Annotated in this window: 22 protein-coding genes; 10 read left to right on the top strand and 12 right to left on the bottom strand. The window is 63.3% G+C overall.

From position 1 onward, the window contains the following. Window positions 1-18: 18 nt before the first annotated feature. Together AC56QP_RS21920 and AC56QP_RS21915 are read left to right on the top strand one after the other, a co-directional pair. Window positions 19-792 (top strand): response regulator, encoded by a 774-nt coding sequence (locus AC56QP_RS21920; protein WP_489858095.1) that lies wholly within the window; start codon window positions 19-21, stop codon window positions 790-792. Window positions 793-933: 141 nt separating this feature from the next. Next, window positions 934-3,021: a PAS domain S-box protein gene (locus AC56QP_RS21915; RefSeq protein WP_489858096.1), complete on the top strand. Its 2,088-nt coding sequence runs from the start codon at window positions 934-936 to the stop codon at window positions 3,019-3,021. 122 nt (window positions 3,022-3,143) lie between these two features. Here AC56QP_RS21915 and AC56QP_RS21910 read toward each other — a convergent pair whose 3' ends face one another. Continuing rightward, window positions 3,144-3,554: a hypothetical protein gene (locus AC56QP_RS21910; protein WP_489858097.1), complete on the bottom strand. Its 411-nt coding sequence runs from the start codon at window positions 3,552-3,554 to the stop codon at window positions 3,144-3,146. A 514-nt stretch (window positions 3,555-4,068) separates the two neighbouring features. Between AC56QP_RS21910 and AC56QP_RS21905 the strand changes: the two genes are divergently transcribed. Then, window positions 4,069-5,271, top strand: a complete 1,203-nt coding sequence (locus AC56QP_RS21905; RefSeq protein ID WP_489858098.1) for an aromatic ring-hydroxylating oxygenase subunit alpha — start codon at window positions 4,069-4,071, stop codon at window positions 5,269-5,271. 47 nt (window positions 5,272-5,318) lie between these two features. Here AC56QP_RS21905 and AC56QP_RS21900 read toward each other — a convergent pair whose 3' ends face one another. Next, on the bottom strand, window positions 5,319-6,737 hold the full coding sequence (locus AC56QP_RS21900) for an aminotransferase (protein WP_489863545.1): 1,419 nt from the start codon (window positions 6,735-6,737) through the stop codon (window positions 5,319-5,321). Window positions 6,738-6,994: 257 nt separating this feature from the next. On the opposite strand from AC56QP_RS21900, the gene AC56QP_RS21895 reads away from it, so the two are divergent. From AC56QP_RS21895 to AC56QP_RS21885, 3 genes are read left to right on the top strand one after another with little or no spacing between them, the layout of a single operon-like run. Next, a complete protein-coding gene (locus AC56QP_RS21895) occupies window positions 6,995-7,912 on the top strand; it encodes an ABC transporter permease (RefSeq protein WP_489858099.1) in 918 nt (305 codons plus the stop codon). Further along, complete coding sequence (locus AC56QP_RS21890; RefSeq protein ID WP_489858100.1) at window positions 7,909-8,733, top strand: ABC transporter permease; 825 nt, start codon at window positions 7,909-7,911, stop codon at window positions 8,731-8,733. Before AC56QP_RS21895 ends, AC56QP_RS21890 begins: the two co-directional genes overlap by 4 nt. A 52-nt stretch (window positions 8,734-8,785) precedes the next feature. Beyond that, window positions 8,786-9,859, top strand: a complete 1,074-nt coding sequence (locus AC56QP_RS21885) for an ABC transporter ATP-binding protein (protein ID WP_489858101.1) — start codon at window positions 8,786-8,788, stop codon at window positions 9,857-9,859. Here AC56QP_RS21885 and AC56QP_RS21880 read toward each other — a convergent pair. From AC56QP_RS21880 to AC56QP_RS21860, 5 genes are all read right to left on the bottom strand, one after another. Then, a complete protein-coding gene (locus AC56QP_RS21880; RefSeq protein WP_489858102.1) occupies window positions 9,823-11,133 on the bottom strand; it encodes a flavin monoamine oxidase family protein in 1,311 nt (436 codons plus the stop codon). The two genes, AC56QP_RS21885 and AC56QP_RS21880, sit on opposite strands and share 37 nt — an antisense overlap. Continuing rightward, window positions 11,130-12,206 carry an extracellular solute-binding protein gene (locus AC56QP_RS21875; protein WP_489858103.1) on the bottom strand — a complete coding sequence of 359 codons (1,077 nt, stop codon included), beginning with the start codon at window positions 12,204-12,206 and terminating at the stop codon, window positions 11,130-11,132. The genes AC56QP_RS21880 and AC56QP_RS21875 overlap by 4 nt, the downstream gene beginning before the upstream one ends. Window positions 12,207-12,322: 116 nt before the next feature. Next, complete coding sequence (locus tag AC56QP_RS21870; protein WP_489858104.1) at window positions 12,323-13,405, bottom strand: ABC transporter substrate-binding protein; 1,083 nt, start codon at window positions 13,403-13,405, stop codon at window positions 12,323-12,325. 33 nt (window positions 13,406-13,438) lie between these two features. Beyond that, complete coding sequence (gene betI / locus AC56QP_RS21865; RefSeq protein WP_489858105.1) at window positions 13,439-14,152, bottom strand: transcriptional regulator BetI; 714 nt, start codon at window positions 14,150-14,152, stop codon at window positions 13,439-13,441. A 6-nt stretch (window positions 14,153-14,158) separates the two neighbouring features. Further along, window positions 14,159-14,953 carry a class I SAM-dependent methyltransferase gene (locus AC56QP_RS21860; protein WP_489858106.1) on the bottom strand — a complete coding sequence of 265 codons (795 nt, stop codon included), beginning with the start codon at window positions 14,951-14,953 and terminating at the stop codon, window positions 14,159-14,161. A 202-nt stretch (window positions 14,954-15,155) separates the two neighbouring features. Here AC56QP_RS21860 and AC56QP_RS21855 point away from each other — a divergent pair, with 202 nt between their 5' ends. From AC56QP_RS21855 to AC56QP_RS21840, 4 genes are read left to right on the top strand one after another with little or no spacing between them, the layout of a single operon-like run. Further along, window positions 15,156-16,775 carry a phytoene desaturase family protein gene (locus tag AC56QP_RS21855; protein ID WP_489858107.1) on the top strand — a complete coding sequence of 540 codons (1,620 nt, stop codon included), beginning with the start codon at window positions 15,156-15,158 and terminating at the stop codon, window positions 16,773-16,775. Further along, window positions 16,762-18,327 carry a phytoene desaturase family protein gene (locus tag AC56QP_RS21850; protein ID WP_489858108.1) on the top strand — a complete coding sequence of 522 codons (1,566 nt, stop codon included), beginning with the start codon at window positions 16,762-16,764 and terminating at the stop codon, window positions 18,325-18,327. The genes AC56QP_RS21855 and AC56QP_RS21850 overlap by 14 nt, the downstream gene beginning before the upstream one ends. 3 nt (window positions 18,328-18,330) lie before the next feature. Continuing rightward, window positions 18,331-19,590 carry an aminomethyl transferase family protein gene (locus AC56QP_RS21845; RefSeq protein WP_489858109.1) on the top strand — a complete coding sequence of 420 codons (1,260 nt, stop codon included), beginning with the start codon at window positions 18,331-18,333 and terminating at the stop codon, window positions 19,588-19,590. 2 nt (window positions 19,591-19,592) lie between these two features. Continuing rightward, window positions 19,593-19,838, top strand: a complete 246-nt coding sequence (locus tag AC56QP_RS21840) for a hypothetical protein (protein ID WP_489858110.1) — start codon at window positions 19,593-19,595, stop codon at window positions 19,836-19,838. A 40-nt stretch (window positions 19,839-19,878) separates the two neighbouring features. Here the strand turns inward: AC56QP_RS21840 and AC56QP_RS21835 are convergent, their stop codons facing one another. From AC56QP_RS21835 to AC56QP_RS21815, 5 genes are all read right to left on the bottom strand, one after another. Further along, window positions 19,879-20,397 carry an outer membrane protein gene (locus AC56QP_RS21835; RefSeq protein WP_497100367.1) on the bottom strand — a complete coding sequence of 173 codons (519 nt, stop codon included), beginning with the start codon at window positions 20,395-20,397 and terminating at the stop codon, window positions 19,879-19,881. Window positions 20,398-20,767: 370 nt separating this feature from the next. Further along, the gene (locus tag AC56QP_RS21830) at window positions 20,768-21,826 is read right to left on the bottom strand and encodes a dipeptidase (protein ID WP_489858112.1); all 1,059 of its coding nucleotides are present in this window, start codon (window positions 21,824-21,826) and stop codon (window positions 20,768-20,770) included. 146 nt (window positions 21,827-21,972) lie between these two features. Further along, window positions 21,973-22,272 carry a GNAT family N-acetyltransferase gene (locus AC56QP_RS21825; RefSeq protein WP_256752599.1) on the bottom strand — a complete coding sequence of 100 codons (300 nt, stop codon included), beginning with the start codon at window positions 22,270-22,272 and terminating at the stop codon, window positions 21,973-21,975. Between the two features lie 2 nt (window positions 22,273-22,274). Beyond that, window positions 22,275-22,895, bottom strand: coding sequence for an alpha/beta hydrolase (locus AC56QP_RS21820; RefSeq protein ID WP_489858113.1), 621 nt, complete (start codon window positions 22,893-22,895; stop codon window positions 22,275-22,277). Window positions 22,896-22,899: 4 nt separating this feature from the next. After that, entirely contained in the window at window positions 22,900-23,832 is a 933-nt protein-coding gene (locus tag AC56QP_RS21815) for a VOC family protein (protein ID WP_489858114.1), read from the bottom strand. Window positions 23,833-23,879 lie beyond the last annotated feature (47 nt).

Below are 23,879 nucleotides of genomic sequence, written 5' to 3'. Positions count from 1 at the left end.
ATATGAGTGCTGGACATCATGTTTATACCCAATCTACTTTCCACTGAAAGTGGGAGCGAGAGCATCGTGCGGGCAAGAATTATCATCGTCGAGGACGAGCCCGACCTGAGGGACGCGGTCGCCGAATATCTCGGAGCCGCCGGCTTTGACACGGTCACCGCTGAAAGCGCTGCAGCGGCACGAACCCTGCTGGAAACGCAGTCGTTCCATCTCGCCATTCTCGACATCGCCATGCCGGGCGAGGACGGCCTCTCGCTCGGCCGCTGGCTGCGCTCGCGGATGCCGATCGGCATCATCTACGCGACCGCCGCCGGCACCGCGCTCGACCGCATCGTCGGGCTGGAACTCGGTGCTGACGACTACATCGTCAAGCCATACGAATTGCGCGAGGTGCTGGCGAGAGTACGCAGTGTGCTGCGCCGCGTCCCGCAGCCGACGGAGCCGCAGGACAAGAAGGCCAGGACGGACCGCCGTTCCGTTGCTTTCGGTCCCTTCCAGGCCGATCTCGACGGCAGGCTGGTCACCGGCGCCAACGGGGCGGTGATCGACATGGCCAAGAGCGAATTCGACGTGCTGGAGGTTTTCCTGACCCGCGCCAACCGGCTGCTGACGCGTGCCGCGATCTCCGAGGCGATCGGCTTCACCGAGGATCCTGAATCATCGCGCGCGGTCGACATTCGCATCATGCGCCTGAGGAAGAAGATCGAGACCGACCCGGCCAACCCGAAATTCCTGCGCACGGTGCGCGGTGAAGGCTATATCTTCTCGTTGCCGGCCGGCGACGGCAACTGAGCCGCGCAACGGCCTGGTGAGAAGGTTCGGCGTTCGGGCTACCTTGGCGGTCCTGGCGCCGGGAATTTTCAAATCCAGACCCACCAAATTCCAAAATTTGCTAATGTGGGTCTAGATGACAGCCGACCATGACTGCTGACCATGACCACTGACGCAGCACGCACGGACATGCACGGCGACCGCCAGGGCGCGGCGATGGCGGCCGTGCGTGTCGTTCGCCGGCTGCGCGAGGCCGGCGACTGGCAGCGCGAGATGGAGGGCATCCTCGAAACGCTGTGCCGCGCCATGGAATGCCAGCGCGGCATCCTGTTCCGCTTGCGCGAGCTGCCCGGCCAGGGTTTCGCCCAGTCGGTCGCCGCCTACTGGATCGACCCGGATTTCGGCGGCGAGCTGGCGTCGCCCACCGTTATCATGCAATCGATCGTCAATTCGGATCCGCTGCTGGAGCGGTTGGCCGAGGACGAACGGCAAGGCAAGGTCTTCGCCGGCCATACGCGCAACCTCGAGGGCTTTCTGAGAACCGATTTCGAAAAGCAGAACATCAAGTCGTTCCTGTCGGTGTCCGTCTTCGCGCATGGCCATCTCTGGGGCACACTGGCGGTCAACGATTGCGTCGACGAGCGGGAGTGGACCGACGAGGAAGAGGCGACGCTGCACATCATCGCGCTCGCCATCGGCGACGCCATCGAACGCTCGCCCTCCGATGCCCATGCCAGCGAGGTCATCCGCCGCACCATGCTGCAGGCCTCGCTCGACGCCATCATCGTCATCGACGAGGCCGGATCGATCATCGAATTCAACCCGGCCGCCGAAAAGATGTTCGGCTTCCAGCGCAGCGACATCCTCGGCAAGGACCTGCTCGATACCGTCGTGCCGGAATACTACCGCAAGGGCTATTCGTCGGGCGCCGACTATATGTCGGGCCGCGGCGCGCCGATGGTCGGCCAGCGACTCGAGACGGTGACGCAGAATGCCGCCGGCGAGGTGTTTCCGATCGAGCTGACGGCGACCGAGATGCGCGTCGCCGACCGTCGCCTGATCTTCGGGTCGATCCGCGACCTGCGCGACAGGCTGCGCGCCGAGGAGGAGATCAACCGGCAGCGCGAAAAGCTGCATCAGAACGAGAAGATGGCGGCGATGGGCTCGCTGCTGGCCGGCGTCTCGCACGAGCTCAACAACCCGCTGGCCGTGGTGGTGGCGCAATCGACGCTGCTGCACGAATTCGCCTCGGATCCGCAGACCAAGGTCCGCGCCGAGAAAGTGCGTGCCGCCGCCGAGCGCTGCGGCCGCATCGTCAAGAGCTTCCTGTCGATGGTCCGCCTGCATCCCGCGGCACAAGCCGAGACCGATCTCAACCAGGTGATCCGCGCGGCACTCGAGGTGACCGCCTATGGCGCGCGATCGAGCGGCATCATCATCGACACCGATTTCGCTGCCGGTCCGCTGCTGGCGATGGCCGACGCCGATCATGTGACACAGGTGGCGGCCAATTTCCTCATCAACAGCCAGCATGCGCTGGCCGGCGTCGCCGGCGACCGGCTGATCAAGGTGCGCACCTTCCGCAGCGAACTGGGCAAACCCGGCTTCTCGGTCGAGGACAATGGCCCTGGCGTGCCGGAAGCGATCCGCAACCGCATCTTCGAATCCTATTTCACCACCAAGCCGGTCGGCGTCGGCACCGGCATCGGCCTGTCGATCTCGAAATCGATCATCGAGCGGCACAATGGCAATGTCTGGTTCGAGGAAGTGCTGCCGAGAGGGGCGCGTTTCGTCGTCCAGCTGCCGGCCATTTCGGCTGGCATCGCCATTGCCGGCGAGAACCAGCCGCGCTCGAGCGGCTTGCGCCATGCCTTGATCATCGATGACGAGCCCGATGTCGCCGGCTCGCTCTCCGACATTCTCGAATTGATGGGCATCAAGTCGCGGGTCGCACCCGTCTGGGAATCCGGGGCTGCCACCCTGGACGGCCATATGCCGCCGGACATCGTCTTTTCGGACCTGCGCATGCCCGGCACCAGCGGCATTGCAATCTATCGGGAGTTGCTTGCCGAAAGGCCTGGATTGGCCCGGCGTTTCGTGCTGGTCACCGGCGACCTGATCGGCGCGAAAGCCGAAATCGAGGCCCTGCCGGCGCAGCAGCGGCCGCAGATCCTGGAAAAACCGTTCAGCACGCTGGATGTGCGCAGCGTGCTGTCGGCCATTGCCGAACAGGCGACATTCAAAGGATAGAAAAAAGGCTCCCGGCCGACATGCGGGCGGGAGCCGAAGGGAGCGCTGGAGGAAGCGCTCGGGGAGGTCAGAGCATGGTCCCGAAGTGGGAACCGAATTTCGGGATCATGCTTCGACAAGAATCAGAAAATGTTCGGCGTGTTGGTCAGCGGCGCGGCGTTGGCGATCATGCGGATGGCGCGGGCCTTGTGCGTCCCCGACTGCTCGGCGATGGCGCGCAGGCAATCCACGCTCTCGGCGCCCCATGACTGCCCCTTGCAGGCGAAATCGATCGTCGGCACCGGCAGGCGCGCGGTCTTGGTCGTTGTCGATGCGCCTTCGACGATGTTGGCTGGCGGATTCAAGGAAGCGAAGGCTGGCCCGACCGTCGGGGTGAACGCCATGCCGGCGAAGGCGCAAGCAGCCAGCGCCATGAACATCGCCATGGGGTGGTCGCTGGCGCGCTGGCGCAGTGCCAGTTTCGGGCGGCGGTCAGAGCGCTCTGGAGCCTGGAGGCGGCGCTCGGCGCTGGCAATCTGGACTTTCTCATGCATCGTCGTTCCCTTCGTCGATTTTCTTTTTTCTATAAAACGAATTTAACCGCACTTGGTAACGGGCGAATGATACGTGAGGGATGCCCGTGTAACAGCTCCGAAACAACGGATACGGGCATATCCGGGCAAAATCGGTCACTTTCCGATGCATTGGTTCGTTTGCGAAGCTGTTTCATGTGCGCGATCAGGATGTTGCTGAGCTATCGATGTTAGGCAGCAAAGCTCAAACGCAGCCAGTCGAACTATGAGCGACCTCACACTCCGGCCAGCGGGGCACATTTTTTCTGCGGGAAACGGGCGAGATTTCTCCCGCATCAAGCGTTGATGCCGACGCGGAAAGCGCGCTCCACAACCCATGTTAAGGCTCGGAATTCTCGGGGTTTTCTTCGGCCGCACCGGTTTCAGGGCGGCTCCAATGAGGGTTCATGCGAGCCTCGTATTTCTACAAGCCATTGCATTTCAATGAAAAATATGATTTTATTGAACAGTCGTTCAATAAAAAGAAGACCCGCCCATGAACCCGCACCTCCGTGACGTGGCGATCCCCAATGATTGGGACAGGCGAGGCCTGCCGGGCTGGAGTTATCACTCCGATGCCCTTCTCGAGCTGGAGAAAGAGCATGTCTTCCGCAATCATTGGCAGATCGTCGGCCACGTCTCCGACCTGCCGAATGTCGGCGACTATCTGACCATGGACGTGGTTGGGGAGCGGGCATTGATCGTGCGCGGCAAGGACGGCGTGGTGCGCGGCTTCAACAATATGTGCCGCCATCGCGGCAGCCGCGTCGTCGCCGACAGCCAGGGCAATTGCAAGAACGCCCTGGTCTGCCCTTTCCACGGCTGGGTCTACAATCTCGACGGCACGCTGCGCGGTGCGGCGCGGCCGCGCTCCTTCCCCGATCTCGACAAAACCGAGTTCGGCCTGATGCCGCTCGATCTCGAAGTCTGGATGGGCTTCATCTTCATCCGCTTCCGCAACGGTGGCCCGCAGCCGTCGGTCGCCGAGCTGATGAAGCCGATCGAGCCCGAATTCGCGCATTACAAGGCCGCCGACATGGTGCCTTCCTGGGGTATCTGGACCCAGAAGACCCCGGTCAACTGGAAGTCGGTGCGCGACGTCGACAATGAAGGCTACCATGTCGCCATGGCGCATCCCGCCTTGCAGGATCTTTATGGCGCCACTTATTTCGACGAACCCTTCATCAATGGCGTGTCACGCTCCTTCGCCACCTACAACCCGCATGCCGGCCGCCGCTGGAGCGTCAGGAACTATGTCAAGATCGCGCCGGAGCCGGCGCATCTGCCGGACTATCTGAAGAAGGCCTGGGTCTATTACGGCATCTTCCCCAATGCGGTCATCTCGGTGATGCCGGAATCGGTGCAGTTCTATCAGGAGTTTCCGCTGTCGACGGGTGAGACGCTGCTGCGCGGCGCCATCTACCGCTATCGCGACGAAAGCCGCGAGCAGGCCGCCGCCCGCTACCTGTCCTTCCGCATCGACCGCGATACGATGTCGGAAGACGTGCAGCTCTCGGTGTGGTCGAACGAATCCATGCTGTCCGAAGCCTTCGAGGGCTTCTACCTCTCGGATCTCGAATATGGCGTGCGCACCCATCACGACCATCTGCGCAAGATGCTGCCGGTGCTGGGGCTGGAGACCGCGCCCGAGGAGAAGGACATGTGGAATTTGAACGACGCGCTCAGGTCGCGGTCGTAGGCACGAAGGCAGAGCTGGCGATCTCCCTCACCTGGGGAGATCGGCCGTCATCCCCGCCACACCCCTTCTTTCCTGAGATCATCCATCGTGCGCGAAATGCCTTCGCGCAAGATGCCGACCATGTCGTCGATCTGCTCTCGCGAAATGATCAGCGGTGGCGACATCACGCACATGTTGATCAGCGGCCGGACCAAAAGGCCAAGCTCGTGGCAATGCGCATCGATGCGCTTGCCGACATCCTTGTCGAGCTGCAGCGGATCCTTGCTTTCGCGGTCCGCGACGCATTCGACGCAGCCCATCAGCCCCACGCCCCGCACCTCGCCTACCAGCGGCAGCTCTTCCAAGGTCTTCAGTCGCGCCTGGAAATAGGGCGCGACCTCTTGCGTGTGGGCAAGCACACTCTCCTCCAGCAGATCGAGGTTTTTCAGTGCCACGGCGCAGCCGATGGGATGGCTGGTGTAGGTCAGGCCATGGCCGAACATCGCGTCCGGATGGTTCGAACGCCGCAGTTCCTCCAGCAGACGCTCCGATATGATGACGCCGCCAAGCGGGAAGTAACCCGAGGTGACGCCCTTGGCGAAGGTGATCATGTCCGGATCGATGCCGAACACGTCGCCAGAGGCGAAGACATGGCCTAGCCGGCCGAAAGCCGTCACCACCTCGTCGGAAACATAGAGGATGTCGTTGTCGCGGCAGATCTCGCGGATGCGCTTGAGATAGCCGTCGGGCGGCACGATGACGCCACCGGATGCCTGCACCGGCTCGCCAACGAAAGCGCCGATCCTGTCGGCGCCGACGCGGGCGACCGTGTCGCGGAACTGGTCGACGAGAAAATCGGTGAAGGCGGCAAGGCTCATGCCTTGTGGACGGCGGAACGGATCCGGCGAAGACAGCTTGATCACCAGCTCGTCGGCGCCGTCCATCCAGTCGCGGTCGCGCGGGCGGCCGTTGAGCGAGGCCGACAGATAGGTCGAGCCGTGATAGGCGCCGCCCCGGCTCAGGATCAGCTTCTTTTCCGGCCGGCCACGCACATTGTTGTAGAACTGCATGAAGCGCAGCGCCGTCTCGACGGCCGAAGAGCCGCCGGTGGTGTAGAAGACGTGGCTGAGATCGCCCGGCGCATGGCCGGCTATGCGCATGGCAAGTTCGGCCGACGGCGCGTTCATCGTGTACCAGGGCGTGTTGTAGGACAGCGCCATCGCCTGGTCGTACATCACCTTGGCAAGTTCCTCGCGGCGGTGGCCGACATTGACGCACCACATGCCGGCAGGCCCGTCGATCAACCGTTTGCCGGTGCTGTCGGTGATGTAGATGCCGTCGCCTTCGCCGATCAGCGCGCGCGCCTCGGCACCGACCGAGCCGGCGAACGGCCAGGGCTGGATGAGATGGCGCTTGGCCAGTTCGACCGCATCGTCCTCCGCGGCCCGGGCCATTTCCGTCGCCTTCATATCCCTGGCAGCCGCCATCATTGCCTCGCACCATTTCGTCGAATTTTTCTCGGACATGAAATTCGGTGCTAACGCCGGAAATGCCGGCTTACTCCATCAAATTTTGAATGTCCGTTCAATCAATATCGCAGAATTGGCGCTTGATTTCAATCCGCGTATGCGCGCATGATGAAAGAAAGCCGGCAAGGGGAACAGAGAGCCGGCGCCAGCACAATGGGATGCCGCATGGCGGAACGGTCCAGGCCAGCAACCGAGGTCACACCCGGAGCCCTGCAATGACGGCGACTGCGGAAGGGTCGCCCCCGTTGCGCATGACGCGGGCCAGACGAAATGCCCTTCTGCAGTCCGAACCCGTGCAGGGTCTTGCCCTGATCAGCCCGACCCTTGTCTACGCGCTCATCCTTCTGGTCCTGCCGATCCTGGTGGTCATCGCCCATTCCTTCTGGACGCAGCACTACCTGACCATCGACCGCAGCTTCACATTGGAGAACTACCGCATCGCGCTGACCGAGCCGATCTACCGGGATTTGCTGTGGCGCTCGCTCTACATCTCGCTGACGGTCAGTCTGCTCACCGTCCTGCTGGCCTATCCGATCGCCTATTTCATTTCCTTCCATGGCGGCCGTCACAAGAGCCTGTGGCTGTTTCTCATCACCATCCCGTTCTGGACCAGCTATCTCTTGCGCGTGATGTCGTGGAAGGTCATCCTCGGTTACAACGGCGTCCTCAATTCCGGCCTGATGGGCCTTGGCATCATCGACGAGCCGTCGACGGCGCTGCTTTACAATTCCAGCGCCGTGATCATCACGCTGACCCATGCCTGGGCGGCCTTCGCCATCCTGCCGATCTTCGTTTCGCTGGAAAAGGTCGACCGCACACTGGTCGAGGCAGCCACCGATCTCGGCGACGGCCCGCTGCGCTCGTTCCTGCGCGTGACCTTGCCGCTGTCCGCACCCGGCGTCATCTCGGCGGCGCTGATCGTCATGATCCCGACCGTCGGCGATTATGTCACGCCGAAGCTCGTCGGCGGCAAGGACGGCGTCATGATCGCCAATGCCATCCAGGCGCAGTTCGGCAAGGCCTCCAACTGGCCGCTGGGCGCTGCCCTTTCCGTCACCACCATGGTGATCGTGACGCTGATGGCGGGCGCCACGGTGCTGATCATCCGCGCCCTGCAGAGGCTGGCGCGATGACGGCGGCGCGGCGCTTCCTGGCCGGCGGCTGGCTGCCGGCCTACGCGTTCCTCTATGTGGTCTTCCTCTATCTGCCTGTGATCTTCCTGCCGATCTTCTCGATCAACACGGCGGCGACGCCGAAATTCCCGCTCACCGGCTTCACCTTGCATTGGTACGAGGACCTGCCGCGCACCCCGGCCCTGCTCGACGCCGCCTGGAACAGCCTGATCGTCGGCGTGTCGGCCGCGATCCTCTCCACCGTGCTCGGCATCCTCGCCGCCCGTTCGATCACCCGCTACCGCTACCCCGGCCGCCGCGCCATCAACGGCCTGATCATGGCGCCGCTGGTGCTGCCCGAAGTGATCGTCGCCATCTCGATGCTGCTGGTGATGCTGCAACTGGGCTTGAGTCTGTCGCTCTTCACCGTGGTGCTTGGCCACGTGCTGGTCTGCATCCCCTATTCGATGACCGTGCTGACGTCCGGCTTCGAAGGCTTCGACCGCAGCCTGGAAGAGGCCTCCGCCGATCTCGGCGAGAGTGCCTTCGGCACCTTCCGGCGCGTGACGCTGCCGATGGTGGCGCCGGCCATCATTTCCAGCCTGCTGGTCTGCTTCACCATTTCGCTCGACGAGTTCATCATCGCCTTCTTCCTGACCGGCACCGAAGCGACGCTGCCGATCTACATCTGGGGTCAGTTGCGCTTCGCGGCGAAACTGCCAGGCGTGCTGGCGCTGGGCACGCTGTTGCTGGTTGCCTCTTTCCTGCTGATGACAATCGCCGAAATCCTGCGCCGCCGTGCCGCCAGACGCACCCAGAACGAGGGAGGCCTCTATGCCTGAGCAGTCCCAGAGCGAGCGTGCCCAGTCCGAGCGGCCCCAAACTGATCGGCCCATGATTGAGATCCGCAACGTCACCCGCAGCTATGGGGCGTTCAAGGCGCTCGACGACGCTTCGCTGACCATCAAGGAGGGTGAATTTTTCTCCCTGCTCGGCCCCTCAGGCTGCGGCAAGACCACGCTGCTGCGGATGATCGCCGGCTTCGACAACCCGACCAGCGGTTCGATCTCGGTCGGCGGGCAACCGATGGAAGGCATCCCGGCCAATCGCCGGCCGACCAACATGGTGTTCCAGAGCTATGCGATCTTCCCGCATCTCAATGTCGAGCAGAACGTCGCCTACGGACTGAAGCGGCTGAAGCTGAAGGGCGGCGAAGAGAAGCGCCGTGTCGAGGAGGCGCTGGCGCAGGTCTCGCTGACTGGCCTCGGCAAGCGCCTTGCCACCGAGCTTTCCGGCGGCCAGCGGCAGCGGGTGGCGCTCGCCCGCGCGCTGGTGATGCGTCCCAAGGTGCTCTTGCTCGACGAACCGCTGTCGGCGCTCGACAAGAAGCTGCGCGAGCAGATGCAGGTCGAGCTGCGCCGCCTGCAGCAGGCGGTTGGCATCACCTTCGTCCTTGTCACCCACGACCAGTATGAGGCGCTGGCCATGTCCGACCGCATCGCCGTGATGTTCGGCGGCAGGATCGCGCAGGTCGCCTCGCCCAAGGAAATCTACCAGCGGCCGGTCAACCGCCAGGTCGCCGACTTCCTCGGCGGCATGAATTTCGTCAAGGCCGAGATCGTCGAGGAGAACGGCGCCTCATTGGTCGTCGACACGCTGGGCTTCGGCCGCGTCAAGACCGACAAGCCGAAGGCCTTTGTGCGCAACGGCGCCGCCGCCACGCTCGGCATCAGGCCTGAACGCCTGCGCGTGCTGTGGGACAATGCGACAGCCAAGTTCGAAGTCGCCGGCAAGGTGGTCGAACGCCACTACTTCGGCGAGATCACCCATCTGATCGTCGAGATACCGGGACTGGAAAAGCCGCTGTCGGTGACCGAGACCAACGACTTCGGCGCCGACGACATCCCGGTCGGCACCTCGATCCGCCTCGCCTATGATCCAGAAGCGCTGGTGGCGATGGCGGACTGAAGCTCTGCCATGACCTTGCGCGCGGCGATGCGCCCGGCAACGATCGCGCCTTCGACATAGCCTGGGAATGATGGCGACAATTCCGAACTGGCGAAATGGACCGGCGCGGCACCTGCCAGGAGCGTGCGCTCGGCATCGGTTGCCGTCGTATCGATGATGAGATCGCCGTACGCGCCGCCGCTCCAGCGGTCATGCGTCCAGTCGCGACAGCTGAAATCAAGGATGCCAGCCGCTTGCGCGCCAAGAGCTTCGACCAGCCTCGCCGTCACTTCGACGCGCAGTGCAGCATCGCCAAGTTCGCGCCAGCGCGAGGCGAGCGGCCCTCCGATAAAGACCACCAGCGCCGCATGGTCATCGTCCTTGCCGGCATCACAGGCAAAAAGCCCAGGCAGGTCACGCCACATCACCATGCCGCTCAGGCCGTGGTCGCGCCAGAAGGCTGTGGGATAGCGCACCAGCACCTTGATCACGGCGCCGCTTTCCCAGACGCCGAGCGCCCCGGCCAAGGCCGCCGGCAGCGGTGGCGAAAAATCCAGTTTCGCGGCCATCACCGGCGGCACTGCGATCAACACCGTCCGAGCCTCGATGGTGCCAGCCGTCGAGGCGAGACGAACCCTTCCCGGCCCGTGTTCGATCACCGTGACCGCTGTGCTCAGCCGCAGCCGATCGCCGAGATCGCGGGCCAGATCGTCGGCCAGCGAATGCATGGTTTCGCGCACGAAATACTGCAGTTCAGACACCTCATTGGTGATGCGGCGATCATTGTCGATAAGGTGCCAGAGCGGCATCTTTTCCAGTGCCTGGCACCACAGGCCTTCGATCATCGAGCGAAACGCCGCCTTGGCCGCTTCAGGGTCGCTCTGACGATCGAGCCATGCGGCGACGGTCAAGCCGGCAATGGTCGGATCGTCCGGTGCGATCGCATTCATGCGGTCGCGGATCGCCATCGAGGCGAGATAGGTGCGCTCGGCCTCTCTCGCGGACAGGATTGGCTGGGAGACGAATTCGCCGTCGACAAAAGTCTCGACCAGCGTCTTGCCACGCGCCCGCAGCAGCGCCATCAGCTCCGGCATATCCTCGCACAGGAACTGACCGCCGCTGTCGACGCGCTCGCCAAGGCCGTTTGATGTCGCCTCGACGCGCCCGCCGACACGGTCGCGCGCTTCGAGCAGGACGAAATCGATGCCAGCTGCCTTCAACTCAAGCGCTGCCGACAGGCCGGTAAAGCCGGCACCGACGATGACGACGTCGGTTCTTTCCGGTTCGCTCGTCAATAGCCGGCCTTGATCTTCTCGAACTCGGCGACCATCCGCTGCTTGAGTTCCGGCGCCACCGGCTGCTGGAACAGCGTCTTGTCGAGGAACTTGTCGAGATTGTCGAAGCCACGGTCGACCAGCACCTTGTGGTCGATTGCTGCCATGCCGGCGCCATTGCCGTGGCCGTAGCCGAAGGTCTTGACCATGTAGTCCGACACGCCAGGCGCATTGACCGCGCTGAGGAAATCATAGGCTTCATCGAGCTTGCCCGGCGCATCCTTCATCAGCGCATAGCCGCACACCCAGGTCGAAATGCCCTCCTTGGTGTCGCGGTTCATGGCGATCGGCATGCCTTGCCCCTTCAGCGTAACGAAGGTCTCGTTCCAGCCCCAGACCAGGTCGACCTCATTGCCGATGAAAGCCTGGTTGAGGTCGGTGTCGTCGGTCCAGTAGAAGCGGATGTTCTTGTGCACATCGCGCAGGAAGGCCGACGCCTCCTGGAACTGCGCGTCCGTCATTTTGGTCCAGTCCTTCAGCCCGATGACGAGGCTTGCCAGCGCGTAGGCGTCGTCGACATTGTCGCCGATGGTGACGCGGCCCTTGAATTTCGGATCGGCGAAGATCCTGAGCGACTGCGCCTGGTCAGCCGTGACCTTGTCGGTGCGGTAGAGCAGCGAAGTGTCACCCCAGTCGAACGGCATGAACCAGGCCTTGCCGTCGGCGGTCGTGGCGAGATCCTTCATCGCCATGATGCCCGGATTGAGGTCCTTCCAGCCGGCGATCCGGGCGGTGTCGAGCGGCTGCAACATGCCGGCTTCGCGCCATTTGACCACGCTTTGCGAACAGGGGTGGGCGATGTCGGCCTTGAAGCCCGCCCGCATCTTCTCGAAGGCTTCGTCCTCGTCGCCGAAGAACGCGAAGGTCGGCTCGGCGCCGTATTTGGCGGCGTAGGCCGGATGCAGCAGCGGGTCCTCATAGCCCGACCAGTCGAACACCACGAGATCCCCACCGCCTTCCGCGAAGGCATAGACCGCGCCGGCGCCGATCATGCACACGGCTGCAAGGGCAAGGCGGCGTAGCACTGACTTCATGGCGCGAAATTCCCCCATCGCGAAAAAAAGCAGCTGCGAGGTTAGGAGAATTCCGCTCACTTGGCGAGCCCGTCCGCTCGCCTTGTCGGCGAACGAACGGGCCGTCGAAACACGCCTCAATATCCGGCTTTGATCTTCTCGAATTCGGCGATCATCTTGAGCTTGAGATCGGAAGGCACCGGCGACTGGAACAGCGTCTTGTCGATGAATTTCTGCACGTCGTCATAGCCCTTTTCCTTCAGCACCGCCTGGTCGACGCCGGCCATGCCCTTGGCGTTGGCCTGACCATAGCCCCAGTCCTTGACCAGCACCTTGGCGGTCTCCGGATCGTTGACCGCGTTCAGATAGTCATAGGCCTTGTCGACATTGCCGGGCGCATCCTTGAACAGCACATAGCCGCAGACCCAGGTCGAGATGCCTTCGTCGGTGTCCTTCTTGGCCTTGATCGGCACGCCGGCGGCAACCGACTGGACCGTTGCATCGTTCCATGCCCAGGCGAGATCGACCTCGCCGCCGCTCAACAGCTGCACGACGTCCGTGGTATCGGTCCAGTAGGAGCGCACGTTCTTGTGCACCTGGCGCAGGAAATCCGACGCCTGCTTGAACTGGTCGTCCGTCATCTTGGTCCAGTCCTTGAGGCCGATGGCAAGGCTCGCCAGCGCGTAGGCGTCGTCGACATTGTCGCCGATCGACACCCGGCCCTTGAACTTGGGATCGGCGAACGCCTTCAGCGACTGCACATCCTTGGCGTCGATCTTGGAAGAGTTGTAGGTGAGCTGCGTGTTGCCCCAGTCCCACGGCATGAACCACGCCTTGCCGTCCGACGTGGTGGCGAGATCCTTCATCGCCATGATGCCGGGATTGAGGTCCTTCCAGCCTGATATCTTAGAGGTGTCGAGCGGCTGCAGCAGGCCTGCCTCGCGCCATTTCACCACGCTCTGCGAACAGGGATGGCCAAGATCGGCCTTGAAGCCGGAGCGAACCTTTTCGAACGCCTCGTCCTCATCGCCGAAGAAGGCGAAGGTCGGCGAGTCGCCGTTCTTCTCGACATATTTCGGATGGAAGCTGGGATCTTCATAACCGGACCAGTCGAACACGATCAGGTCCTTGTCGGCGGCGATCGCCAGTGCGGCGGCCGAGGCCGCCAATGTTCCCGCCAAAGCCAGTGTCAGCGTCAGGCGTCGAGTCAATGTCTTCATTGCTGTTCCATCCTCTGTCTTGTTCTGATTTTGTTATGGCTCCGCCGCGCCGGCGGCCTTCGACGGATAGTGTTTCGGGAATGCCGCCGCCAGGAATTCGTTCGCCGCCTGCAAGGCGGTCTCGCGGGTCGTGTCTTCGGTCCCCATCATCAATCGCAGCCACAAACCTTCCAGCATGGCGCTGAGCACCAGCGCCATGACTTGCGGTTCATAGGCGTAGCCGCCGCTCTGCTTGAGCGTCGCGCACAGGTCGATGAAGATGGTCTGATAGACGGCATCTCGCGCGCTGCTCAGCGCCTGGTAGGTCGGCCGCGACTTGGCCTCGCCCCAGAAGGCGCACCAGGCTGCCAGCTTGCGCTTGTTGCAGATCGACCGGTCGAAATCGGCAGAGACCAGCGCGTGAAGCTGATGGGCGGGATCATCGCCTGCCTTTTGCAGGGCATTGCGCCAGTGCGCCGAGTACTCGTCATACATATGCTGCAAGGTCGCGATGAGCAGCTTTTCCTTGCTCTCGAAATGAAAGTTGACGATACCGCGCGACAGACCCGCACCGTCGGCAACATCGGCCATCGTCGTCTCCGAATAGCCACGCTTGGCCAGCGAATCGATCGTCGCCTCGATGAGCTGAAGCTGCCTGACCTCCTTCGAGGCCTTGCGGCCACGCTTTTCGGATTCGTTTTTCCGAGCCGGTTCGAGGCGGGCTTGCCTGGCCTCTGCTGTCTTCATGGGTCTGATGGTCTCCAGCATCGCCAGCTATCCAACCGGCTTTCGACCGCGAAGATGAGTGGGACGGTGCTCGCCACTGTCAAGCACCTTCTGCATGGCTTCCCAGGTTCGTATGTTCTTGTCGACATAGGCCGCGCCAACCGCGGCCGCGACCGTTGGGTAGAGCGGTCCCTTCAGCCTTTCCAGTTCGCCGCGCGCGACGTCGCGATACCACGGATTGCGATCCCTGACCGTGACGTCGGCAAAGCCCGCCCGGCGCATCGCCTGCGCGTAGCGTGCCGGTGACGCCATGGCGAAGGACAGGCCTTCGGCGGCGACATAGGCCTTCATGTCAGGTGATGGTTCGCCATCATGCGAGATCATCCAGTTGGAGGCAGCGAAAACGCCGCCCGGCTTCAGCACCCGGAAGATCTCGGCGAACAGCGCGTCCTTGTCAGGCACGTGCAGCAGCGCATCCTTGGAGAAGACGGCATCGAAGGCGTGGTCGGCGAAAGGCAGGCGTCCGGGCGCCGCCTGGATGAAACTGGTGCGATCCGTGAGCCCACGCACGGCGGCGCGCTGCCTCGCTGTCTCGATCACAGGCTGTTCGACATCGAAGCCAGTGACGTGGGCAGCGCCATGGCGTTCGACCAGATGCAGGGTGATGCCGCCGGATCCACAACCGATGTCGAGGATCGTCTTGCCCTCGAGCGAAAGCCCTTCAAGCACCCGGTCGACTTCGTCCGGCCCGCCCGGCGACAAATAACCATCGCCCCACAGCGCTTCGAGGAAGCGGATAGCGGTGTCGTCATACTCCGGCTCGGCATCTGCCGTTTCGATCATCGGCCCTCGGTCCCCAATCGCCGAATTGCGCATTGTCGAATGCCGGCAAAGCGTAGCGCATACCCGGGAAAACGCAATATCATTTGTTGAACATTCATTCAGAATAGCTGGACAAAATGGCGGACGCCGTGCCAAAATTCCGCGTATTCGGGGACAGATCACACAAAAATGAAGCGGCGGCGGATAGAATGAGCGAGCCAGAATGAAAGCTTGGGATGCGATCATCATCGGCGGCGGACATAACGGCCTGGTCAACGCCTGCTATCTGCAGCGCGCCGGGCTCGATGTGCTGGTCGTCGAGAAGAACGACTGGGTCGGCGGCGCCGCCACCAGCAGGGAACTGACGCCCGGCTTCCTCTACTCCAACTGCTCCTATGTCTGTTCGTTGTTCCGCCCCGAGATCATGCGCGACCTTGAATTGCCGCGCTTCGGCCTGCAGGTCATCGCCTATGAGGGCGGCGCGGTGTTCACGCGCGACGGCGACTACCTCGCCAACTACCGCGATCACGATGCGCACCGGCGCGAATTCGCCCGCTTTTCCAAGCGCGATGCCGAAGCCTATGACCGCTACGCCCGCGACGTGACGCGGCAGTGCCGCTTCATCCAGCCTCTCCTGATGCGCACCGCTCCCGACCCGACCAGCTTGCGGCCGCGCGACCTCGGCGAGCTTCTCTATCTCGGCAAGAAATTCGCCGGATTGTCGGCGCAGGAGATGGCGCTGACGCTGCGCTTCTGGACCATGTCGATCTCGGAATTCCTCGACGAGTATTTCGAGACCGATGTCATCAAGGCGAACTTCGCTTTGTCCGGCATCATCGGCACCGCGCTCGGGCCGATGTCACCCGGCACCGCCTACGTGCTGCTGCACCACTACATGGGCGAGGTCGATGGCTCGGTCGGCGCCTGGGGCTATGCGCGCGGCGGCATGGGCGCGGTGACCAAGGCGCTGGCCGCGTCCTTCAAGGCGTCGGGCGGAACCATCCGCACCGGCGCCGAGGTCGACCATGTGCTGGTCGGCAGGGGCAAGGCCAGGGGCGTCGTGCTGGCCGGCGGCGAGGAGATCCGTGGCAAGCTCGTCGTCTCCAATGCCGACGTTAAGCGCACCTTCCTGAAGCTGGTGGAGGAAAAGGAACTGCCCGACATCTTCCTTCGCCGGGTCAGGAACTTCAAGATCCGCGGCTCGTCCGGCAAGGTCAACATCGCGCTCGATTCGCTGCCGGAATTCCCGGCGCTGCCGAAGGATTCGCCGGTCTATCGCGGGGACATGCATTTTACCGATTCGATGGAGCGCATGGAGCGCGCCTATGACGACTGGAAGGCCGGGCGCTGGTCGGCTGATCCGTTCCTCGACATGGTCATCCCGACGACGCTCGACCCGACCATGGCGCCGCCTGGCAAACACTTCATGAGCTGCTTCGTGCAATACGCGCCGCCAAAGGTGAACGGCCGCGAATGGACCGATGCCGACCGCCACGGCTTCGCCGAAAGCGTGATCGCGCAGATCGCGGAATACTCGCCCGGCTTCCGCGACCGCATCGTCCACATGGAGGTTCGCACCCCGCGCGAGATCGAGGCCGAGGTCGGCCTCACCGAAGGCAACATCTTTCAGGGCGAACTGACCTTCGACCAGCTGCTGTTCAACCGCCCGGTGCCGGGCTACGCGCAGTATCGCTCCCCGGTCGGTGGCCTCTATATATGCGGCTCCTCGACCCATCCCGGCGGCGGCGTCATGGGTGCGCCCGGCCGCAATGCCGCTGCCGAGATCCTGCGCGACCTCGCCAAGTCCACTTCGCATATGAGCCCAGCCCATGACGTCATTTGATGCCATCGTCATCGGCGGCGGCCATAACGGCCTCGTCACCGCCGCCACGCTGGCGAAAGCCGGCCGCAAGGTGCTGGTGCTGGAAGCCGGGAGCGAAGTCGGGGGCGCCGCGCGCACCGAGGAATTCGCGCCGGGCTTTCGCGTCTCTTCAGTCGCCCATCTGCTCAACCGGCTGCACCCCGAAATGGTGAAGACGCTGGACCTGGAAAAGCATGGGCTAAGGGTCGCCCGCGCCGACTTCGTGCCATCGGTTGCGCTGTCGAAGGACGGCCCGCCGCTTGTCCTGCATGGCGCCTATGGCGAAGTGCTGACCGGCGCCAGCGCGTCCGAGCAATCGGCCTGGAAGGAATTGCGCGCGCAATTGCTGCGCTATGCCGGCATCCTGAAGCCGTTCCTCTCCCGCCGCCCGCCCGATCTCGCCGGCATGTCGCTGCTTGAATCTGCAGGGCTCGGCCAGACCGCGCTGGCGCTGAAGAAGCTCGGCAAGGAAGACATGCGCGATTTCCTGCGCGTGCTCCTGATGAATGTCGCCGACCTGCTTGACGAGCAGCTTGCCGATGTCAGGCTGAAAGGCCTGCTCGCCTTCGATGCGACGCTTGGCAGCCATCTCGGCCCGCGCTCGCCGACCTCACTGCTCGGCCTCTACTATCGCCTGGCTGGCGAGATCGCCGGTGCGGCCGGAGCACAGGCACTGCCGCAAGGCGGCATGGGCGCGGTGATCGCCGCCATCCGCGCCGCGGCGGAAAACGCCGGCGTGGTGATCCGCGCATCGGCTCGGGTGGCAAAGATCATCGTCGAGAAAGGCCGCGCCGTCGGCGTCGCACTCGACAATGGCGAAGTGCTGCACGCCAGGACCATCGTCTCGGCAATCAATCCGGCGACCACCTTCCTCGACCTTGTCGGTCCGCGCGAGATCGACACAGGGTTCATGCGCAAGGTGAAGAACATCCGCATGAAGGGCGATGCGGCCAAGCTCAATCTGGCGCTCGACCGGCCACCGCAATTCACCGGCGTCGATGCCGCCGGCCACAGGGGCCGGCTGGTCATCGCCCCCTCGCCCGATCACGTCGAGCGCGCCTTCAACCCATGCAAATACGGTGAGTTCTCGCCCGAACCGGTGATGGAGATCACGCTGCCCAGCCTTGCCGACCCGTCGCTCGCGCCGAGCGGCGCCTGCGTGTTGTCGGCGGTGGTGCAATACGCGCCCTACGGGTTGAAGGAAGGCTGGGACGCCGGCAAGCCGAAATTCCTCCAGGCGGTCATGGCGCAGCTCGAAGTCTATGCACCCGGCATCGGCAAGAGCGTTGTCCATGCCGAGTTGCTGACGCCGGCCGATATCGAGACGCGTTACCGCATGCCGGGGGGCCACTGGCACCATGGCGAATTGCAGGCCGACCAGATGCTGATCTCGCGGCCGGTCTCCGGTTGGTCCGGCTATGACACACCGATCGAAGGGTTGTTTCTTGCCGGGGCCGGCTCGCATCCGGGTGGGGGTGTCTCCGGCGCTCCTGGCCTGAATGCCGCGCGGCGCATCATTGCGATGAAGGGGTAAGCCATGGCTCAGGCAACCAAAAAGAAGCCCATTGCAAAGACAGCCGACGCAGCCGTTTCCGCCCGCGTCGCAGCGCAATCCCATTTCCGCACCTTGCGTCTCGGCACACCATTCCAGCCGCGCATCGATGCGCTGGCCAGAACCCAGGACTGGTACAATTGGGCCGGCTACCGCGCGCCGCATTCGCTGTGGGACGAGGAACTCGAATACTTCGCCATCCGCAGCCAGGCCGCCCTGTTCGACATTTCGCCGATGACGAAGTACCGGATCGAGGGGCCGGACGCCGAGGCCTTGCTCAACCGCGCCACGCTACGCGATGTCGCCAAGCTCAAGCCCGGCCGAGTCCACTATACGGCGTGGTGCGACGACGAGGGTTTCGTCCTCGACGACGGCACGCTGTTCCGGCTTTCGCCGACACGCTTCCGGCTGTGTTCGCAGGAGCGGCATCTGCCCTGGCTGCTGGACAGCGCCATTGGCTTCGATGTGACGGTCGAAGAGGAAACCGAGGCCGTCGCCGGACTCGCCCTGCAAGGGCCGACATCCTTCGCCGTGCTGCGGGATGCCGGTTTCGCCGGCGTCGAGAAGCTCAGGATATTCGACCTCGCCGATTTCCCGCATGACGGTGGCACCGTCACCATTTCACGCACCGGCTTCACCGGCGATCTCGGCTACGAACTGTTCGTGCCGGCCGACAAGGCTCTGAGCCTGTGGGACCGGCTGATGATTGCCGGCGAACTGCGCGGCATCCGCGCCATCGGCTACACCGCGCTCAACCGCGCCCGGCTCGAAGCCGGGCTGATCGTCGCCAATGCCGACTTCACCACCGCCGAGCACGCCATCCGCGCCGACCGTCTGCGCATGCCTGACGAAATCGGTCTCGGCTTCATGATCGATCTGCAGAAAGGCCATTTCAACGGTCGCCGCGCCATCCTCGAGGCTCGCGCCAAACGCAAGCTGCGCCACGTGCTGGTTGGGCTGGAGATCGAAGGCAATATCCCGGCCGAACACGCCATCGTCTACTACAAGAAAAGCCAGGAGGTCGGTCTGGTCAGCGCCGCCATGTGGTCACCGATGGCAAAGCGCAACATCGCCATCGCCTCGCTGGAGCGGCCATTCGGTGATACCGTCGTCGAGGACCTCTGGGTCGAGATCTACGCCATGCGCGAGCTGCAATATCAGAAACTGATGAAGCGGGCCAAGGTGGTGGCGCGACCCTTTATCAAGCTGGACCGGCGCACCGCCAACCCGCCGGCGGATTTCTGAGCATGGCCGACGAAGCGGAACTCGAAGCCGCCGAACAGTGGGATCTGGTCAACACCCCGCTCGGCGAGAAATGGTCTGGCCGCACGCGCTATGCCGCCGCCATGTTCTTCTACAAGCGCGGCGAGATGAGCGCCGAAACGCTCGAGGTCTACCGCATCTGCGCGCGGCTCGATTCGGAAAATCCGCTGCCGATCATCCGCGACCGCGGCGTCGGCAGGGACTGGCTGAAGCGCATGGGCTTCGAATAATAGATCTGGAAACCATTGCCAGCGGGACGCCTCTCAGCGGTCAGAACTTGTAGTTCAGGCCGATACGCACGGCGTCAAACTTGGCATCCGACTTGAAGAAGCCGTTTGAGACGCCTGTCCATCCCAGATCGACATGCAGATACTCTGCCTTGGCCGTCCAATTCTGATTGAACGCGTATTCGACACCGCCGCCTGCGGACCATCCTACGTTGGTGCTGCTTGCCTGGTAGCTGGAAGAGTTGTCGATGCCCGACTTGACTCGGCCAAAAGCCAGACCGCCAGTGCCATACACGAGCACGTTGTCGAATGCGTAGCCGATCCTGCCTCGCACGGTCGAAAACCATTCGACCTTGGTGACACAAGCACCGGAGCCGCAGTTCCAGCTGCTACCGTCAGGCTGCCCCAAGTTGCCGGGTCCGAAACTCCCCTTGATAGCGGAATAGGACAAGTCAGCTTCGACGCCCGCGACCCAGTTCTGATGAAACTGGTAATTGTAGCCAACCGTTATACCGCCAATGAAGCCTTTTATATCGAATGGATTCAGAATCAACACTGTCATTGAACTTGCTGTCGCCCCAGCCGTAGCCCGCTGTCAGGCCGACATAGGCACCGGACCAGTTATAGGTCGATGCGACAGGAAGTTCGCTCACTGCGTCCGCCGCAAAAGCGCTACCACTTGCGGCCAGCAGAACCGCGGTTGCGAAAAGAATCGATTTCATGGTCAGAACCCCCAGCCATTGCAAATCGTAGATGCGCTTGATGGGATTGTGAACTGGTAACTCTTGCCAATGACCGGAATGCAACCCAGTGTTGCTTTGGCGCCACAAGGTTCGACAAGAGAGATTGACTCAGCGAACCAGCGCAGTGCGTAAAAAGACTGCCTTAACGTCCGCCGATCGGTCCGGGCGAAAAAAGCCGGACCGGCGACCCTAGCCGATCGTTCTTTCCAGCATGTTGAGCCAGTTGCGGTAAGCGATCTTCTCGATCAACGCACGGCCAAAGCCGCGCGCCGCTAATGCATCGATGAGCTTCGGCAGGCCGGCGACGTCGCCGATGACCGCCGGGATCATGGCGCCGTCGAAATCCGAGCCGAGGCCGACGCCGTCTTCACCCAGCGCCTGCAGCAGCGAATCGACATGGCGCACCATGATGTCGAGACTGGTGTCGGCATTCATGCGGCCGTCCTCGCGCAGGAACCCGGTGGCGAAGTTCAGCCCGACCATGCCGCCGGACTCGCGGATCGCGCCGAGCTGCCAGTCGGTGAGATTGCGCGAATGGCCGCAGATCGCATGCACGTTCGAATGGGTAGCCACCAGCGGCGCATCGCTGAGCGCGGCGACATCGCGAAAACCCTTTTCGTTGAGATGCGAGAGGTCGATCATGATCTTCAGCTGGTTGCAGGCCTTGACCAGTGCCTTGCCGGCATCGGTCAGGCCGGGTCCGGTGTCGGGCGAGGACGGAAAGCGGAACGGCACGCCGTGGCCGAAAGCGTTCGGCCGGCTCCAGACGATGCCGAGCGAGCGCAGGCCGGCGGCATGCAGCACGTCGAGCATGGTGAGCTCGGGATCGATCGCCTCGACCCCCTCGATGTGGAACACCGCCGCGATCGACCCTTGCGCCATCGCGTCGCGCACATCGCCGGCGCTGCGGCAGACAGTCAGCGCTCCGGCCCGTTCCAACCTGAACAGGATGGAGGCCATCGCGATCGTCGAGTTGAGCGCATCGGCGCGCGGAACCTCGGGCGGCAATGGCTCGGTGTCGCTCGGCGCCAGGGGCACGGCACTGCGCCTGGTTTTCTCGACAGGCGGCGGAAAGATGGCGAACATGCCGCCGGCAAAGCCCCCCGCCTTGGCGCGCGGCAGGTCGATATGGCCGCCCGATTTCCCCTCAATGAACAGCTTTTCGGCGTCCGTGTCCTTCGACTGGTAGAGCCTGAGCAACGTATCGTTGTGGCCGTCGAAGACGGGAACGAGGTCGGATTCGGTCATGGGGGATCATTCGGTTCGTTTGTCGGCGCTGCGATCTATCATACCTACTTAGGCAAGATGCGCGAGCCGCGCAAATGACAAAGCCATGCCGGAGGATGACAGGCGCTTGTCGCACTGGTTCCTGTCGTACAAATTCCGGCTGATCCCTATTGCTTCAGCACGTCGGCCCATTCCGGGTGACGTCGGAACTGGGCGTTGGCGAACGGGCAGAGCGGGATGATCTTCTTGCCCGCCGCACGTGCATCCTCGACGGCGCGGGTGACGAGCCGAAGCCCGGCACCCTGGCCACGAAATGCGTCCGGCACTTCGGTATGGTCGATGATGATCTGGTGCTCGCCGATCTTGGTGAAGGTCATCTCGGCCTCGGCGCCATTGGGCCCGCGCAGGACGTAGCGACCCTTGGAACCGCGATCCTCCAGTTCGACCTCGGGCAGTTGATCCGGCATCGCTACACTCCTTGGGTGGCACCGGCAAAAAGCCGCCGTGCCGCTTCGATTTCGTTTGGCCGCACCTCGTGCCCGCCTTCATGCCACTCCACTGTGACATCGGCGCCGTCGGCACGCAAATAGGCTTCGAGCCGCGTGGTCAGGTTCGGCGGGCAGATCGGATCGCGCTTGCCGGCGGTCACCAGGATATGGCGGCCGGCGAGGCTGCCCTTGACCTGCGGCTCGAACGGGATCAGCGGATGCATCAGCACCGTGGCGTCGAACAGCAATGGCGCGGCAAACACCACCGAGGCCAGGACGTTGGCGCCGTTGGAATAGCCAAGGCCCAGCACCGCCGACGGCTTCGCCGCCTCGACATGCGCCTTGACGAAGCCCGCCATCTTGTCCGTCGCCCGCGCCAGATCGCCCATGTCGTAGACGCCCTCGCCGGTGCGGCGGAAGAAGCGCGCGGCGCCATGTTCGGAAACATCGCCGCGCGGCGAGATGATGGTGGCTTGGGGCGCGAGATCGCGCCCCAGCGACAGAAGCTGGTTCTCGTCGGCCCCGGTGCCATGGAAGACGAAGAGCAGCGGACCGCCCGGCGAACCGGGCAGCAGCTTGTGGATGTAAGCGTCCTTGCTCATGGCTTCAGCCTTCCAGCTTCTGCAGATGCTGCTCGAGGTAGGGCCGCAGATGCTGGTGCTGCGTCGGCAGTTTCAGCGCCTCGCCGAGATGAGCGGTATCCTCATCGCGGTCGAAACCCGGCTCGTTGGTGGCGACCTCGAACAGCACGCCGCCCGGCGTGCGGAAATAGATCGCCCAGAAATAATCGCGATCGATCACCGGCGTCACCTGGTAGCCGGTGTCCATCAACGCCTTGCGCACTTCGAGCTGCTTGGCGCGGTTCTCGACGGCGAAGGCGACATGGTGGACGGAGCCGGCGCCGAGACCGGCGAAGGCCGCACCCGGCAGCGATTCGATGTCGACGATATCGGCGCCGTTGCCGTTCTTCACCGCCAGCCGCCTGACATTGCCTGACTTGTCGACCTCCTGGTAGCCCATGAACTTCAGCAGCTCTTCCGTGGCGCCGCCGTCCTTCAGCCGGAGCGACACGGAATGAAAGCCGCGGATCGCCTCGTCGGCGGGAATGCCGCCCTTGGCCCACGGCACTCTGCTGTCGGCCTTGTCCTCGACCAGCGCGAAGCCATCGCCGTCGGGACCGGCAAAGGCCAGGCGCTGCTCGCCGAACGCCTCTCCGCGCGACAGGCCGGTGACGCCTTCATCGGCGAAACGCTTTTCCCAATAGGCCAGCGTGCCTTCAGGCACGGAGTAGACCGTGGTGCCGACTTCGCCGACGCCATGACGGCCCTTGCCGATGTTCGGAAACGGAAAATACGTCATCACCGAACCCGGTGTGCCGGCCTCGTCGCCATAGTAGAGGTGGTAGACGTCGGGCGCGTCGAAATTGACCGTCTTCTTGACCCGGCGCTGGCCAAGTTTTCTGGTGAAGAACTCGTTGTTCTGGCGCGCATCCCTGGCCATTGAGGTCACGTGATGCAGGCCCTTGATCTGGTCGAGCATTGTCTTGCTCCTTCCCTTGATGCTTGTGCGGCCCTCGCCGCTGTCCA

The sequence above is a fragment of the Mesorhizobium sp. RCAM 05104 genome (assembly GCF_059683645.1).
This window is presented reverse-complemented; position numbering and strand designations above follow the sequence as displayed.

Excerpts from the sequence above, each read along its gene's own strand:
- AC56QP_RS21850 (WP_489858108.1), top strand. The coding sequence starts at position 16,762 with ATGACGTCATTTGATGCCATCGTCATCGGCGGCGGCCATAACGGCCTC.
- AC56QP_RS21920 (WP_489858095.1), top strand. The coding sequence starts at position 19 with ATGTTTATACCCAATCTACTTTCCACTGAAAGTGGGAGCGAGAGCATC.
- AC56QP_RS21895 (WP_489858099.1), top strand. The coding sequence starts at position 6,995 with ATGACGGCGACTGCGGAAGGGTCGCCCCCGTTGCGCATGACGCGGGCC.
- AC56QP_RS21885 (WP_489858101.1), top strand. The coding sequence starts at position 8,786 with ATGATTGAGATCCGCAACGTCACCCGCAGCTATGGGGCGTTCAAGGCG.
- AC56QP_RS21830 (WP_489858112.1), bottom strand. The coding sequence starts at position 21,826 with ATGACCGAATCCGACCTCGTTCCCGTCTTCGACGGCCACAACGATACG.
- AC56QP_RS21890 (WP_489858100.1), top strand. The coding sequence starts at position 7,909 with ATGACGGCGGCGCGGCGCTTCCTGGCCGGCGGCTGGCTGCCGGCCTAC.
- AC56QP_RS21915 (WP_489858096.1), top strand. The coding sequence starts at position 934 with ATGACCACTGACGCAGCACGCACGGACATGCACGGCGACCGCCAGGGC.
- betI (WP_489858105.1), bottom strand. The coding sequence starts at position 14,152 with ATGCTGGAGACCATCAGACCCATGAAGACAGCAGAGGCCAGGCAAGCC.
- AC56QP_RS21815 (WP_489858114.1), bottom strand. The coding sequence starts at position 23,832 with ATGCTCGACCAGATCAAGGGCCTGCATCACGTGACCTCAATGGCCAGG.
- AC56QP_RS21820 (WP_489858113.1), bottom strand. The coding sequence starts at position 22,895 with ATGAGCAAGGACGCTTACATCCACAAGCTGCTGCCCGGTTCGCCGGGC.
- AC56QP_RS21910 (WP_489858097.1), bottom strand. The coding sequence starts at position 3,554 with ATGCATGAGAAAGTCCAGATTGCCAGCGCCGAGCGCCGCCTCCAGGCT.
- AC56QP_RS21840 (WP_489858110.1), top strand. The coding sequence starts at position 19,593 with ATGGCCGACGAAGCGGAACTCGAAGCCGCCGAACAGTGGGATCTGGTC.
- AC56QP_RS21905 (WP_489858098.1), top strand. The coding sequence starts at position 4,069 with ATGAACCCGCACCTCCGTGACGTGGCGATCCCCAATGATTGGGACAGG.
- AC56QP_RS21855 (WP_489858107.1), top strand. The coding sequence starts at position 15,156 with ATGAAAGCTTGGGATGCGATCATCATCGGCGGCGGACATAACGGCCTG.
- AC56QP_RS21875 (WP_489858103.1), bottom strand. The coding sequence starts at position 12,206 with ATGAAGTCAGTGCTACGCCGCCTTGCCCTTGCAGCCGTGTGCATGATC.
- AC56QP_RS21870 (WP_489858104.1), bottom strand. The coding sequence starts at position 13,405 with ATGAAGACATTGACTCGACGCCTGACGCTGACACTGGCTTTGGCGGGA.
- AC56QP_RS21860 (WP_489858106.1), bottom strand. The coding sequence starts at position 14,953 with ATGATCGAAACGGCAGATGCCGAGCCGGAGTATGACGACACCGCTATC.
- AC56QP_RS21825 (WP_256752599.1), bottom strand. The coding sequence starts at position 22,272 with ATGCCGGATCAACTGCCCGAGGTCGAACTGGAGGATCGCGGTTCCAAG.
- AC56QP_RS21900 (WP_489863545.1), bottom strand. The coding sequence starts at position 6,737 with ATGGCGGCTGCCAGGGATATGAAGGCGACGGAAATGGCCCGGGCCGCG.
- AC56QP_RS21835 (WP_497100367.1), bottom strand. The coding sequence starts at position 20,397 with ATGACAGTGTTGATTCTGAATCCATTCGATATAAAAGGCTTCATTGGC.
- AC56QP_RS21845 (WP_489858109.1), top strand. The coding sequence starts at position 18,331 with ATGGCTCAGGCAACCAAAAAGAAGCCCATTGCAAAGACAGCCGACGCA.